At 33.1% G+C, this 13984-nt stretch carries 14 protein-coding genes; 9 read left to right on the forward strand and 5 right to left on the reverse strand.

Features of this window, described 5'->3' with window-relative positions:
• Positions 1-165: 165 nt before the first annotated feature.
• On the reverse strand, positions 166-1293 hold the full coding sequence (locus C8E03_RS21280; RefSeq protein WP_201798238.1) for a hypothetical protein: 1128 nt from the start codon (positions 1291-1293) through the stop codon (positions 166-168).
• Positions 1294-1519: 226 nt separating this feature from the next.
• Between C8E03_RS21280 and C8E03_RS21285 the strand changes: the two genes are divergently transcribed.
• Positions 1520-1906, forward strand: a complete 387-nt coding sequence (locus tag C8E03_RS21285) for a helix-turn-helix transcriptional regulator (RefSeq protein ID WP_094375971.1) — start codon at positions 1520-1522, stop codon at positions 1904-1906.
• Positions 1907-1924: 18 nt separating this feature from the next.
• The gene (locus tag C8E03_RS21290; RefSeq protein WP_094375972.1) at positions 1925-2515 is read left to right on the forward strand and encodes an ATP-dependent Clp protease proteolytic subunit; all 591 of its coding nucleotides are present in this window, start codon (positions 1925-1927) and stop codon (positions 2513-2515) included.
• A 78-nt stretch (positions 2516-2593) separates the two neighbouring features.
• Here C8E03_RS21290 and argS read toward each other — a convergent pair whose 3' ends face one another.
• A complete protein-coding gene (argS, locus tag C8E03_RS21295; protein WP_110292065.1) occupies positions 2594-4363 on the reverse strand; it encodes an arginine--tRNA ligase in 1770 nt (589 codons plus the stop codon).
• Positions 4364-4429: 66 nt separating this feature from the next.
• Entirely contained in the window at positions 4430-5272 is an 843-nt protein-coding gene (locus C8E03_RS21300) for an AraC family transcriptional regulator (RefSeq protein WP_110292066.1), read from the reverse strand.
• Positions 5273-5473: 201 nt separating this feature from the next.
• Between C8E03_RS21300 and C8E03_RS21305 the strand changes: the two genes are divergently transcribed.
• The 3 genes from C8E03_RS21305 (at position 5474) to C8E03_RS21315 (ending at position 8910) form a co-directional block, all read left to right on the forward strand.
• On the forward strand, positions 5474-5848 hold the full coding sequence (locus C8E03_RS21305; protein WP_110292067.1) for a hypothetical protein: 375 nt from the start codon (positions 5474-5476) through the stop codon (positions 5846-5848).
• 510 nt (positions 5849-6358) lie between these two features.
• The gene (locus tag C8E03_RS21310) at positions 6359-7900 is read left to right on the forward strand and encodes a cohesin domain-containing protein (RefSeq protein ID WP_110292068.1); all 1542 of its coding nucleotides are present in this window, start codon (positions 6359-6361) and stop codon (positions 7898-7900) included.
• Positions 7901-8034: 134 nt separating this feature from the next.
• Positions 8035-8910: a methionyl aminopeptidase gene (locus tag C8E03_RS21315; protein ID WP_094375976.1), complete on the forward strand. Its 876-nt coding sequence runs from the start codon at positions 8035-8037 to the stop codon at positions 8908-8910.
• A 73-nt stretch (positions 8911-8983) separates the two neighbouring features.
• On the opposite strand, the gene C8E03_RS21320 is transcribed toward C8E03_RS21315, so the two are convergent.
• Both C8E03_RS21320 and C8E03_RS21325 read right to left on the reverse strand, forming a co-directional pair.
• Positions 8984-9379 carry a hypothetical protein gene (locus C8E03_RS21320; RefSeq protein WP_207657822.1) on the reverse strand — a complete coding sequence of 132 codons (396 nt, stop codon included), beginning with the start codon at positions 9377-9379 and terminating at the stop codon, positions 8984-8986.
• A 124-nt stretch (positions 9380-9503) separates the two neighbouring features.
• A complete protein-coding gene (locus C8E03_RS21325; RefSeq protein WP_110292069.1) occupies positions 9504-10499 on the reverse strand; it encodes an ABC transporter substrate-binding protein in 996 nt (331 codons plus the stop codon).
• A gap of 144 nt (positions 10500-10643) precedes the next feature.
• On the opposite strand from C8E03_RS21325, the gene C8E03_RS21330 reads away from it, so the two are divergent.
• The 4 genes from C8E03_RS21330 (at position 10644) to C8E03_RS21345 (ending at position 13730) form a co-directional block, all read left to right on the forward strand.
• Positions 10644-11183, forward strand: a complete 540-nt coding sequence (locus C8E03_RS21330) for a rubrerythrin family protein (RefSeq protein WP_094375978.1) — start codon at positions 10644-10646, stop codon at positions 11181-11183.
• A 437-nt stretch (positions 11184-11620) separates the two neighbouring features.
• Positions 11621-12220: a hypothetical protein gene (locus tag C8E03_RS21335; protein WP_110292070.1), complete on the forward strand. Its 600-nt coding sequence runs from the start codon at positions 11621-11623 to the stop codon at positions 12218-12220.
• 229 nt (positions 12221-12449) lie between these two features.
• Entirely contained in the window at positions 12450-13199 is a 750-nt protein-coding gene (locus C8E03_RS21340) for a hypothetical protein (protein WP_110292071.1), read from the forward strand.
• A 114-nt stretch (positions 13200-13313) separates the two neighbouring features.
• Positions 13314-13730: a hypothetical protein gene (locus C8E03_RS21345; RefSeq protein ID WP_110292072.1), complete on the forward strand. Its 417-nt coding sequence runs from the start codon at positions 13314-13316 to the stop codon at positions 13728-13730.
• The last annotated feature ends 254 nt before the right edge of the window (positions 13731-13984 follow it).

The raw sequence follows: 13984 nt of genomic DNA on the forward strand, positions 1-13984 counted from the left end.
TTGTCACCAAACACGATGAAAGCAACAGCGGGAATCGGGGATATTGTATCAATGCCGGGAGAGATTCACATCAAAAGTGAACCCACAAAAACAGTTAAGCCCCTTCAAACTGATATAAAAGCCAGTTTGAAGGGGATTTTTGAGTTGCACTATTAGTGAATGTAATTATTTAGGGCCGGCATTATTTTGTACATCTGATGGAACAAGAGACGCACTTTCGGCCGTATAGGTATAACCAAAATTTGTTGTTGATGGGAATGATGCTCCTTTTTGGGAAGTTCCGGTGGTACCATTGTAAACATTATTACGTTCATAGAACTTATAAGAATCCCCATTTTGATCAAGACCAACCTGATTACTTTGATTGGTTTTGTAAAAATAGTTAGCTTCAGAATATATAACGCTGCCGCTGCCAATCTGATTAGCGTTGTATTGATCACTTCTACCAGTACTATTATCAAAATAATTATTATATTCATGTACAAAGCCACGAATAAGTGGACGTCCTTTCATGTTTGGACCAAACCAATTATGATGCAACGTAACATGAAGCATTTTTCCTCCATATTCATACGAATCATTTCGATTTGCACCAATAACCATTGCAAGACGTTCAGAGGCTAAATCTTGATTTTTTCCAACCCAATTCCAGATGGGATTAGGATTCATATTTACCCATGCATTTGAAAAGTAAAAATGGCAGTATTGAAATGTAATTTTATCAGATCCTAATGTAACACAAGTTAAATCATCACTTGTATCATATATGGTACAATGATCAACTAAAGCATTTGTTGTACGGCGAAAAGAAATACCTAAATAGTTTGTTCCAATGCCACCAGGCTGTGTATCTGCGCCACTAAGCTTTTGAAGAACGGATATATTTCCACGGAAAGTAATATTTTTTACAACAATATTACTAATATTAGTTCCGTTTGAAAGTAATTCTCCATCGAATTTTAATTGAATATTTTCAAGTACAGCTTTACCACCTGCTTCCCCCTCTACGGTAACGTTGTTCCAGCTTGTATCTGCAAAAGTAAATGTTTTTATTGTAGATCCGGCACTAATATATCCGGAAATGACAATATGATGCTTGTGTTCGTTAAATGCCTTTTGCAATTCTGCAAAAGATTTAACAACAGTCTTACTTTCAGTAGAACCAGTAGCATAAGAATAACCTCCTACAGGCGCTGCTTTTGCAGTTTTTGTTCCCCCAAATAAATTTGTCATTGCAATGACGCCGATTAGAAAGCCGCCAAATGCAATTCTTTTGATTTTTTTGTTCATCATCAAATTCCCCCTTTGTTTTTAATAAACTGATAATTAACTAAATAAATAGACAATTGGTTACAAATTGATTATAGTTAATATTTTTATCTAAGTCAATATAATTTTATTACTTTGATATAATATTACGGTAGTAAAAGCTAGATAAATATAAAAGCAAAAATTATCAAGAATTTATATCAGATTTATAATATAATAAGTCTAACTTTATAAAAGGCGGTGAAGATAAATGGATTATCAAACAGAAATGAAAGATTCACTTGAGTATATTGAAAAGAATTTGGAGGATGTAATCAGTCTTGAACAGCTTGCTGAAAAGGCAAATCTGTCAAAGTACTATTATCACAGGATTTTTCATAAAACAGTAGGAGAATCAGTTACTAAATATATAAGCAGGCGGCGAATGCAGGAAGCTTCAAAAGAGCTTATTAAAACGAATCGATCCATCATTGATATTGCTTTGAAATATCAGTATGGTTCTCAGGAAGCATTTTCAAGAGCATTTCAGAGAATGTATGGTATGACACCAGGGAGATACCGTAAGATAAATGGAAGCAGAAATCATGTGCTAAATATCACAGCTTATCACGCTCAAAGCATGAATTTAGCTGCATAAATAGAGTGGAGGTCAACAATGAGTCAGTTAATACCAATGGTAATTGAACAATCATCCCGGGGAGAACGTTCCTACGATATTTTCTCGAGATTACTTAATGATAGAATAATTATGCTAAACGGTGTGGTTTCTAATGAATCAGCAAGCCTGATAATAGCACAGATGCTTTTTTTGGAATCAAGCGACAGTGAGAAGGATATTAATTTTTATATCAACAGTCCTGGGGGATCTGTAACCGATGGTTTTGCAATAATGGATACGATGAATTATATTAAATGTGATGTTTCTACAATCAGTATTGGTCAATCTGGAAGCGCAGCTTCATTGCTTCTGACAGCGGGGACAAAAGGTAAGCGCTTTGCACTAGAAAACAGTGAAGTGTTGATTCATCAGCCATCCATTTCAGGTGGATTGTCAGGACAGGCAACTGATATAAAAATTCATAGCGAATGGTTAGATCAGACAAAGAAAAAGCTTCATGAAATATATGCTAAGCAGACAGGACAGCCAATCACACAGATTGAGGAGGATATGGAAAGAGATTATTTTATGACAGCACAGCAAGCAAAGAACTACGGATTAATTGATGAAATTTTGTCTTCACGATAATGAAAAAAGAATAATAATCAACAGAGAAAAGCAGTTAGTAGTATAATCTACCAACTGCTTTCTCTATTGATCCATATTCTACATGCGCTCAGGTGCCTTAAATCCCAGTAGATCAATGCTTGTTTCTAAAATATCTCTTGTCAGTATTAAAAGTTTAATCCATCCGGCTCTGACTGATTCATTCTTCTCAGTAAGAATCTTAGTTTCATGATAAAAGCGATTGAAAGCATTTGCCAAATCGTAAATATAAGAACATATTTTATGAGGTGCAATTTCCTCATAGCTTGCCTCCACTACACTATTAAGCTTGGTAAGTTCAAGCATAAGTGTCTTTTCGCTCTCTGATTTAGAGGGGTTAATGGCAGCCTTTTCAAGAGAACCATCCATATTGGCATATTTGGCAAGAATGGACTTAATTCTCACAATCGTATATAGGATATAAGGACCCGTATCACCTTCAAATGAAGTGAATCGGTCAATATCAAATACATAATCCTTAGAAGCCTGATTGGATAAGTCTCCGTACTTCATTGCAGATAAGCCAATAGTCTTAGCGGTTTCATGAGCCTCTGCATCTGAGATTGAGTCTCTGTTCGCTTTCATCTTCTGATACATTTCTTCATTAATATTTGCAATCAGTGATTCCAGTCGCATAACGCCGCCTTCTCTTGTCTTGAAAGGCTTGCCGTCATTTCCATTCATTGTACCAAAACCTAAAAACTTTAGTTTGGTATCCTCTTTAACGAGCTTGGTTTTTTTGGCACAACGAAATACCTGTTCAAAATATAGCTCTTGACGCTTGTCCACAACGTAAATAATTTCATCAGGATGAAACAGTTTCATACGTTCTATGATTGTAGCAAGGTCAGTTGTATTATATAAAGAAGCTCCATCTGATTTTAAAATCATACAAGGAGGAATTTCCTTTGTATCGGTTTCTTCTTTTACATCAACAACTAAAGCCCCATTACTAATATAAGCATAATTATTATCTTTCATATACTGAACCAAATCAGGGATATACGGCTGAGCATCGGATTCACCTTTCCACAAATCAAAGGATACATTCAAAGCTTCATAATTTTTCTTTAAATCGGTTACTGACACATCCAAGATGTGCTTAAAAAGAGCCTGATAACCGCAGTGGCCATTTTGAAGCAGGTAGGTCGCCTGCATTGCTTCTTCCTTATAAGCTTCATCTTTTTTGGACTTAGCGCTTGCAGCCGGATAGATTTCCTCAAGCTCTGATATGGTAAAAGGTGCTTTAGTTGGATATTCCCCATTGTAGTTATCGATAAAATATACCAATTCAGGCTTACGAAGTTTTAATTCGGTTATAATTAATCCCATCTGAAGACCCCAATCTCCCAAATGAACATCTCCAATTACATTGTGACCGACAAATCTACCGATGCGCTTAATGCTCTCACCGATAATTGCAGAACGTAAATGTCCAACATGCAAAGGCTTTGCAACATTTGGACCGCCGTAATCAATTACTATTGTTTTAGGATTTTCAGTTTTATCACAGCCAAGACGCTCGTCCTTAGAAATATCATTTAAATAGCTCGCCAAAAATGCAGGAGCTAATTTTAGATTGATGAAACCAGGCATTACCGCTTCCTTATAATCAAATAATTCACTGCTTTTTAATTGTTCAATCACTTCATTTGCAATCATAATAGGAGCTTTTTTGTATTCTTTGGCAGCCGCCAATGCACCATTACACTGATATTCACATAAATCAGGTCTGTTTGACAAAGTGATACGCGCATATTTCTCATTATATCCACAATTGGAAAAAGCTGTAATCAGCTCCAACTCAATGATATCAATTATTTTTTTCATAGATTCCTCCTTGATATATAGTTAGTTATCCACCATTATAATACGTATTTCCACAAAATGCTATAGTTATGATAAAGATACTTCACTAGGGGATTTATGAAAAAGCTTTTTGAAAGCTCTTAGGTAGCTTGAATAGTCCTTAAAACCACATTGCTCACTTGCCTTGAGAACAGGAACACCCTCTTGTATCAGCTTATAAGACATCATTAATCTTTTTTGCAAAATGTAGTTATGCAATGTAAAACCAGTTTCTTTCTTGAATTTGTGCATCAAATAGTATTTGCTGATAAAAAATTGCTCAGAAAGAAATTCCACAGAAAGATCACTTGTAAGATTCTCATTAATATAATTTAATACCTTTTCAATTTGCTTATCATATTTTAAAGAATCGTCACTCTTTAAATATAGATTTCCTAAAAAAATTCGGTTTATATAAATCATGAATTGAATAAAGAGAGCATGACTCATCAAAACACTGCCAAATTCTTTTGAATTTAGAGTAAGCTCAAGTTCTTTAATAATCATTTTCAATCTGCTTTGGAATTTGGTTTCGAGTCTGATTAGATTGAAGCTTCGCTCGTTTGCCAGCTTAAAGCACGTTGTAATGTCACAGTCGGTATTATTTTGGGCAGAGATATAGTCGTTGTCAATCCAAAGTATAATTCTTTCATATTCTTGAGTAGAATCTATGATTGGCTTATGCATATCGTGATGATTCACTAAAAGAATATCCCATGGTTTTAAATAATAAGCCTTTCCTTCTATAAAATAGGTTACATTTCCTTTTAAAAAAATTATTATTTTATAGAAATCATGATAATGAAAATCGAATTCCTTGCTCGTTTTATCCTGAAGGTGAAATAGTCTGAATTTTTGATTTAAATATCCGCTTCTTTTTTCCTTATCCAAGTCAATAACACTCCCTTCCAATGGTATTGCTTCAATGTTATATTATAAGTAGATAGCATAGCTTCTATGTTAAGTATATAGCACTTTTTACATGGTATCAAGCAATAATTCCACTATTGTCAAGAGAAATATTGTATATAATTATAGTAAAGAAATTAAAACGGTTTAGCAGTAGGTAATAGAACAAAAGGAGTGAAAGTTATGGAAATGATGATGGTTGAAAATACGATTCATATTGATGATTTACTAAGCATATTTACAGAATCTTTTTTTTGCGAAGGGAATTTGTACAATGCTTCATATATACCAACGGATGATTCCATTGCAACAATAATGCTAGAGAAGGTTGCAATGGCAGCAGTTGATCATCTTAATCATAAGGATGAAATAATGGTAATTACGATCGTCAATTCTTCCAAAATTAGTGTGAATGCCTACTTAGATAAAAGTGAACGTTATGAAATAGCATTAGCTGCAGCTACAGCAGCATACAAATTTAATTTAGTTAAGAACTATTTAAATGTGGATGTAATGGAAGATGCTATACCCATTCATATAAATTTAAATAATCGTTAATAACAAATAGCTACCCTCTACCAAGGTCTATTTGTTTATTATAAAAATGGAAAGAAGCTTTCATTCTTTCCATTTTACAATTATATATTAAATTTTAAGATCTGTCATAAGCTCAATCATTCCATCTCATCGTACATAAAACAATTCATTTTCTGCCTTTGTATAAGTCTATATATACTATTTCAATGCATTAGCCTTTCATTTCTATTTGGATATTGTCAACTCTTTGGACACAAATTAATTTCCCAGTTACGAATTAAGTTTTTTCATTTGAATTTTATAAAAAATACACTGAAATATCTTTTTTGACATTAAAAATAGTATATTTAAAATTTAGTATGTTCAAATATATAAAAATAAGTTATAATCAAAAGGTTAACTTTGTCATTTGTATTTTTAAAATCTTTAGATACAATTGAGGGAAAAAAGGCAACCGCAGTTATGAAAATAAGATTACTAAAATAAAACATTACTAGGGTATACATTACCCAATAGTGGAGGAAAGAATTAATGAACGCATTAAAAAAAATAACTTTGATGATAATGACATGTATTTTGATGATAGGCATTAAAAGTAGTATAGTATATGCTTCATCTGGAACAATTTCATTATCTGATCCCACTGCAGAGGCAGGAGATAGTGTTTCTGTTACTGTGAAAGTGACAGCAACAGGCAGTACAACAATTAAATCAGTAGATATGGAGCTTACATATGATAAATCAGTTCTGGAATTTGTAAGTGGCACTCAGGCAACGGGTGAGTCCGGTACGATTCAGTTATCCGGTACGGCAGACTCGTCAATTAAGACTTATTCGCTAGAATTTAAAGCGCTAAAGGCTGGAACTTCTAACATAAAAATATCAACTTATGATATTAAAGACAGCAATGATACTGCTATAGAAATGAGTAAGGTGGGTTCATCAACAGTTACGATATCCGGTGATCTAGTTGTAAGTGATACTCAGGCCGAGGTAACAACGAATGAATCTACAGACGAAGACCAGCAACAAGAGACAGAAACTGAGGAAACGCAGGACAGTAAAATTGTAACCCCCCCGAAAAAGGATGTTGAAGTAGAAATTGCAGGAACTCCGTTTTATGTATGTAAAATTCCAGAAAGTGTGATTCCGGAAGGGTTTGAATATATAGGCTATCTATATGACGGAGTTGCAGTTGATGCGTTAAAAAAAGATGATATGATATTATTTTATCTAAACCAAATAGGTGAAGAGCCATATTGCTTTTATGTATATGATGAGGAAAACAATGGCTTTTCTATTTATGCTCCAATTTATCCAAATCTTGAATATAGTGTTGTAAATTTAGACGAAGGGGTAGAAATTCCAAGCGGTTTTACATCTACAGCAATTTCTGTTGGAGGGGTTGCAGTTAGTGGTTGGCAATCGGATAGTAATTCAGAATACTATTTACTTTATCTTATGACCTCAGAGGGTAATAAGAATCTGTATTTATATGATGTTGTGGAAAAAACCGTTCAAAGATATTATTATGAGACAGATACAACGGAGACAAGTGGTGATTCCTATCAAGTTATGTATGCGGAATTAAATGATAAATATAATTCGACTATACAAAGCAAGATGCGAATTATATATGCTTTGATTGTACTAGCTGTAATCCTTATTTTTGCGATTATTCATCTAGCATTCAAATTGTCGGATAAACGCCATCCAATTATTGAGGAGGATGAAGAAGATGAGACAGAAGAAATCTGGGCACAGGAAATTCAAAACGAAGATCTTCCTCAGGATGATATTAATAAAGATTTGACAGAAAAAAATCAATTCGATGATAATTATGAAGATGATTATGATGAAGAATTTGAAGATGATATGCCAACCAAGAAAGAAATGAGAAAAGCGGCTAAACTTGAGAAGAAAGAGAAAGCTAAGTCTGAAAAGGCGAATAAAGCGTTTGGTAAGAAAAAAACAAAAGAGGATGAATTGGAAAACAGCGAAGATGATTTTGACGATTCTGATGATTTTGAATTACAGATTTTTGATTTAGATGATGATAATGATAAAAAATAGCTAATAAGTACAAAACTTTGCTGGAAACGTACTTTTTCAAGGAGTAAGCGATCGATTGCCTGAGGTTGGAAAAACATTTAATAAGTGTTATAATGATTCAGTATCATTAGATTAAAAAAGAAGAAGGAATGAAAATGTTTAACAAATTAGGTAGAAACGATATGTGCTGGTGCAAAAGTAATAAGAAATATAAATTGTGCCATGAGTCCTTTGACAGTAAGATTGTTGCTGCAAAACGTCAGGGTCATATCGTACCGTCGCATAAGATGATAAAAACCCCACAACAGATAGAGGGTATGCGAGAAAGCAGTAAAATTAATGTAGCTGTTTTAGATTACATAGGGGAGAACATTAAGGTAGGAATGTCAACCGAAGAGATAGATAAAATGGTGTATGAAAAAACAACCCAGATGGGAGGAATACCTGCTCCTCTTAATTATGAGGGATATCCAAAGAGTGTTTGTGTTTCCATTAATGAAGTAGTGTGCCATGGCATTCCATCTAAGGAAACAATATTAAAGGAGGGTGATATCGTAAATGTTGATGTCTCCACCATATTGAACGGTCTTTTTTCTGATTCTTCAAGAATGTATTGCATTGGTGAAGTAAGTGAAGAAAAGAAGAAGCTTGTAAATGTAGCAAAAGAATGTATGTATTTAGGGCTTGAGCAGGTGAAACCTTGGGGATTTTTAGGTGATGTTGCACAAGCAATTAATGATCATGCACAGGCAAACGGATATACGGTAGTAAGAGAAATAGGAGGTCACGCGATAGGTCTTGAATTTCATGAAGAACCTTGGGTAAGCTACGTGATTCCTAAAAATACAGGAATGATGATGGCACCGGGTATGGTATTCACAATTGAGCCGATGATTAATATGGGTAAATCTGATGTTTATGTAGATGAAGAAGACGAGTGGACCGTTTACACAAAAGATGGTAAGCCATCTGCACAATGGGAAATAATGGTCTTAGTAACGGAGAATGGTTATGAGGTTTTGGCTGATTAGCTTAAAGTGATTAGGATAGGTATATTGTCATAAAACAACAGGATGTCGATAAAATCGACATCCTGTTTGGTTATTAACTGTGTTTTATAAATTGCTTATTGCATTTTGGACAAGTAATACTAATTTTTCCTTTTCCTTTTGGAATACGAATTTTCTGCTTACAGGATGGACATTTGTAAATATGATAAATGCCGTGTTGCTGTATTGCGTATTTTACACTGGCATATTTGTTGGCAAATCTATCATAGTATTTTAAATACATTTGATTTTCTTTAAATCTTTGACTATAATTTTTCGAAAACATTCGCAAATAGCAAAGTAGAATGAGAAAAATACAAATAAAATTCATGACACTATTACGTAGCAACAATGAAAAAACCATAAGCAAGCAGTCTAGTAACAGAATAAAACGAGTCAATTCATCAACACCATATCTACCTGCCATAAAATGCCTTATTTTTTCTTTCATATAGCATGCTCCTTTCAATCTGTAGTTACAATTCTACTAGTAAAGAGCCTATAATTCAATAGACAAAGTGTGAAATATGTATGTAAATACTGTGATTGGTACTTTATATTTTGACAATGTAATTCTATTTGGCATTTTCAGCAAAGGTATTATCAACTAATTTATCAAATGGTGCATATTCCTCAAGTTGCCCTGCCTCATTTAATATGTTTTGCAGTAAAACATAGCTGTCTTTTTCAAAAACAACATTATCTTTCCAAGTATTTTGATTATAATAACGAGTCACAATCGCTGTAATTGTATCTAAATCAGTTTCCTTAAATTGCGGTTCAATAATTTTTGCAATTTCTTCAGGAGTATGATTCGCTACATAATTCATGCCCTTTTGCAAAGCATTGACAAAACTTTGGATCGTTTCCGGATTTTCCTTAATATAGCTTGTTTTAGCACTATAAGCAGTATAGGGAACATAGCCACTGCTTTCTCCAAGTGAAGCAACAACATAGCCATCGCTCTGTTCTTCCAAAGTGGTTGAAGCTGGTTCAAATTCAATCGTGAAGTCACCCTGTCCTCCTGAAAAGGCTGCTGCAGTAGAACCAAAATCAATATTTTGATTAATGGTTAGATCCGTAGCAGGGTCAATTCCATTTTTCTTTAAGATATATTCAAATACCATTTCTGGCATTCCACCCTTTCTTCCTCCAAGAACTGTGGCACCCTGAAGCATAGACCATGTAAAATTGTCGATTGGCTCTCTTGCAATTAAGAAATTGCCTGCTCGTTGTGTCAATTGAGCAAAATTAACAACATAGTCGTTGGCACCTTCACTATAGGCATAAATGGAGGCTTCCGATCCCATAAAGCCAATATCGGCTTCTGAAGCCAGTACGGCAGTCATAGTTTTGTCGGCACCAAAGCCTGTCACTAGCGTAACATTAAGTCCTTCTTCCTCAAAGTATCCATTTTCAATTGCAACATACTGCGGTGCATAAAAAATAGAATGTGCCACTTCGTTTACTGTTATATTTTTGTCACCATTTGTTGATTTTACCTGTTTGCATCCGGAAAAGGTAAAGCAAAGTAAGATAGCAAAAACAAAGTATAAGCTTTTAATTTTCATAAATCCCTCCTAAATAATAGTACTATAATATATGTTGGGTTAAAAAATGTGTGCACATAACGATTTGTCTGAAAATGAAAAATGTATGAAAGTTTAAGCAATTTTAAGCATATGATTTAAGGAAAAAGATTTTGGAGAGATAGAGTGGATTTTAGAGACAGTCAAACCTTTCAAAATTTACTGAAAGCATTGGATGCAGAAAAAATAGCGAGCACAACCTATAATATATATGGCTTAATTGCAAAAAATCAAGGATATATACAAATTGGAGAAATTTTTTTTGAAACGGCTTCAAATGAAAGAGAACATGCAACAATTTGGTTGAGGGCACTAAATGGCGGAGTACTTCCGGATACATTAACAAATCTGCAGGAAGCAGCTAGAATTGAAAATTACGAGTGGACTACTATGTATAAGGAATATGCTAAAGTGGCCTCTGAAGAAGGCTTTGAGGATATTGCAAATCTATTTGAAGGAGTGGCCTTAATAGAAAAGCATCACGATTATAGATTTTCAAGGCTTGCTTCTAACGTTGAAAATAAAAAAGTATTTTGTAAGGATAAAGAATCGGTATGGATTTGTATTAATTGTGGAAACGTTTATTGGGGAGATTGTGCACCAGTCATTTGTCCAATCTGTGATTACCCTCAAGGATATTATAAAATTAATTGTGAAAATTATTAAGATTCTATTCGCGTATAGTAGACTATCCAGCTTTTGCTTTATTATAATCGATTTTTTAATAACTTCTTTAATAACGGTATTTACATATGCATTATTAAGCTGTTTATTTAAAAGCTTAATATCTATATTCAATCTGCTTTAATGCTAGAATAAATTTGGTTATATCCCTGTCGGATTAAAGTTTTCTAATTCTATTTCGTATTAATTACAAAGGTTCATTGAATGCAATTTTTATTTCTTTGCCTTTGCTAAGTCTTGATAACAGATATTAATAGACAACTATTTAAATAAACGTGATACACAATGATACATTAAGTAATGTTATACTTTAATTACAAATTGATAGCTGACTGAACAGCGTAAAAAATGTTATTTGGAAACTGATGCTAATAATAAATTTAATGAGATAAATCATTTGAATAATAGGAGGAAATTTTATGGAAACAACACAAAATGGAATAAAGCTACCAATAAGTCAGGAAATATTTAATGTAGACCCTTACAACGATAACGCTAAAATTTTAGATGAGCATTTAAGTGATACAGACATTCACGTAAACGCAAGTCAAATTGACGAAGCAGCTGAACCAGATAAACTAATACAAATTAATAGTGATGATACAAATAGTACACTTTGGGGAAAAATTAAAAAATCAATCAGTGTATTAATAAATCATATTGATAAAGTTGCATCTAAGGACGCATTGGGACATATTAAGATTGGTAGTGGTTTACAAATGCAAGATGGAACGGCAAATGTTAAAATTGCTAATAATTTAACTACAAATGATTCAACAATAGCACTTTCAGCAGCAATGGGGGCTCAGTTGAATAAAAGTTTAGAGAGTAAACAAAACGCTTCTACTGCAATAAATACAAGCAATATAGGGAATCAAAATGTAACTTCAGCCTTTATAGTTAGAGATAATAAAAGTGCTCATACTTTTAGTTTTAGCTGGGTAGACGATTCGAAATTTGAGATTTATGTTGATGGAATATTAGTAAGAACATTAATTGGATTTAGGGAAGAAATTTAAACTATTGCTATAAAAATTAAAAAAGCATCCATATGAAAAGCACTCCAAATATAGATATATTGTGTCTAACATTTGGGGTGCTTTTTAGTGAGAACTAACTTTAACAAGATACACAATGATACATTAATACATGCTATACTTTGACTACAAATTATAGCTGACTGAACAGCGAAATAAATGTTATTTGAATTTTAACTAAAAACTTATTTAATAATAGGAGGATAAAAATATGCAAATAACAGTAAATGGATTACAAAAACCAGTAAGTGAAGAGATTTATAACATGGAACCTTTCAACAATAATATAGATATTATTGATGAGCATTTAAGTAATACTGATACTCATATAAATGCAGGTGTAATTGCAGAGATTATAGAACCAGATGAATTGAGTCAGATTGACAGTACTGATACAAATAGTACAATGTGGGGAAAATTCAAAAAGAGTATCAGTGAAGTTAATAATCATGTAGAAAAGGTAGCATCAAATACAACATTAGGTCATATTAAGATTGGAACTGGTCTGGAAGCATCAAGCGATGGAAAGACAAAAGTTAAGATTTCAAATGATTTGGAAACAGATGAATCAGAAACAGCACTTTCAGCGGCAATGGGCAAACAGTTAAATGAGGCTTTGAATGGTGTAGGTATTTATAATACATTTGATATAAGTGCAAACGTTTCAACTAGCGTTGAGACAGTGCTTAGACAAATAGTGTTAAGTGCAGGAGTTTATATCGTTGAAGCACAAGTAGTTTTTGCAGATAATGACACTGGTAATAGAGCTGTTATATTTAAAATAGGGAGTGATACTATTGCGGGTGATTCACGTGAATGTAGGAAAAATGGATATACTGAAATTAATCTTACACATATTTTAAAATTAACGGGTACAACTACCATAGAATTACGCTGCTGGCAAACAAGCGGTTCAACTACGTCAACCTATGGTACACAAAGTTATGTTAAAATTAAATAGAAATAAAACACTTTATTTGAGTAATATTATCTTGTTAAAACGTTGACTTACATAGACGGAAAAGGTATACTATATGTTAACTACTAAAACAGACAAATAGAAGGAGAAATTCAAATGTACAAAAAAATAATTCGTATTTTTATTGCATTATGTTTAATGCTCGTAATGACAAGTGCAACTGCAATGGCAGCACCAACAAATAAAGTAGGTGTTTCAACTACTATATCAGCTAACTGTGGCTTAACCAATCAAAACACGAAGAGCTTTCAATACTATTTATTTGATGGAACTTGGATTAGGGGAACTGTAACAGGTATATATTCCAGCGTTGATAATGTAGCAAAAATCACTTCTATTGATGCTTATTTTAGAGATTATGATGCTAATGAATATACATACTATACATCATATGACGTAAACCAAAATGCTCAGTTAATTGTAAAGAAAAGTGGCACTTATAAGGGAACTATATATTTTAATATTAATACAAGTGGATATATTAATATGGTTTTTAAAATTTCATTATCTTAAAAGCAGCTATTATTTGTTAGTTTATTCGTGAGCTGTATCAAAAGTATAATGTAGACTTATTGTTGGCAAATGTAGTAGGAATGGTACAGGATGGATTTGTAAGATTATTCATAGAGATTATAAATAGAGTAGAGAAATAATTGCTAGGAATTATCCCCCGGGACTATCCCAAAGTTTGTGTAAACCTTCAAACTGATGTAAGATAAACTTACACAGTTTGGAGGTTTTTTTATGGCTAGAAAAAATGACAGCCC

Origin of the sequence: Lachnotalea glycerini (assembly GCF_003201285.1) — a bacterium.
GTDB classification, from domain to species: Bacteria; Bacillota; Clostridia; order Lachnospirales; family Lachnospiraceae; genus Lachnotalea; species Lachnotalea glycerini.

Bases quoted from the DNA above. Each gene is read 5' to 3' on its own strand.
- C8E03_RS21280 (WP_201798238.1), bottom strand. From the start codon at position 1,293: ATGATGAACAAAAAAATCAAAAGAATTGCATTTGGCGGCTTTCTAATC.
- C8E03_RS21285 (WP_094375971.1), top strand. From the start codon at position 1,520: ATGGATTATCAAACAGAAATGAAAGATTCACTTGAGTATATTGAAAAG.
- C8E03_RS21290 (WP_094375972.1), top strand. From the start codon at position 1,925: ATGAGTCAGTTAATACCAATGGTAATTGAACAATCATCCCGGGGAGAA.
- argS (WP_110292065.1), bottom strand. From the start codon at position 4,363: ATGAAAAAAATAATTGATATCATTGAGTTGGAGCTGATTACAGCTTTT.
- C8E03_RS21305 (WP_110292067.1), top strand. From the start codon at position 5,474: ATGGAAATGATGATGGTTGAAAATACGATTCATATTGATGATTTACTA.
- C8E03_RS21310 (WP_110292068.1), top strand. From the start codon at position 6,359: ATGAACGCATTAAAAAAAATAACTTTGATGATAATGACATGTATTTTG.
- C8E03_RS21315 (WP_094375976.1), top strand. From the start codon at position 8,035: ATGTTTAACAAATTAGGTAGAAACGATATGTGCTGGTGCAAAAGTAAT.
- C8E03_RS21320 (WP_207657822.1), bottom strand. From the start codon at position 9,379: ATGAAAGAAAAAATAAGGCATTTTATGGCAGGTAGATATGGTGTTGAT.
- C8E03_RS21325 (WP_110292069.1), bottom strand. From the start codon at position 10,499: ATGAAAATTAAAAGCTTATACTTTGTTTTTGCTATCTTACTTTGCTTT.
- C8E03_RS21335 (WP_110292070.1), top strand. From the start codon at position 11,621: ATGGAAACAACACAAAATGGAATAAAGCTACCAATAAGTCAGGAAATA.
- C8E03_RS21340 (WP_110292071.1), top strand. From the start codon at position 12,450: ATGCAAATAACAGTAAATGGATTACAAAAACCAGTAAGTGAAGAGATT.
- C8E03_RS21345 (WP_110292072.1), top strand. From the start codon at position 13,314: ATGTACAAAAAAATAATTCGTATTTTTATTGCATTATGTTTAATGCTC.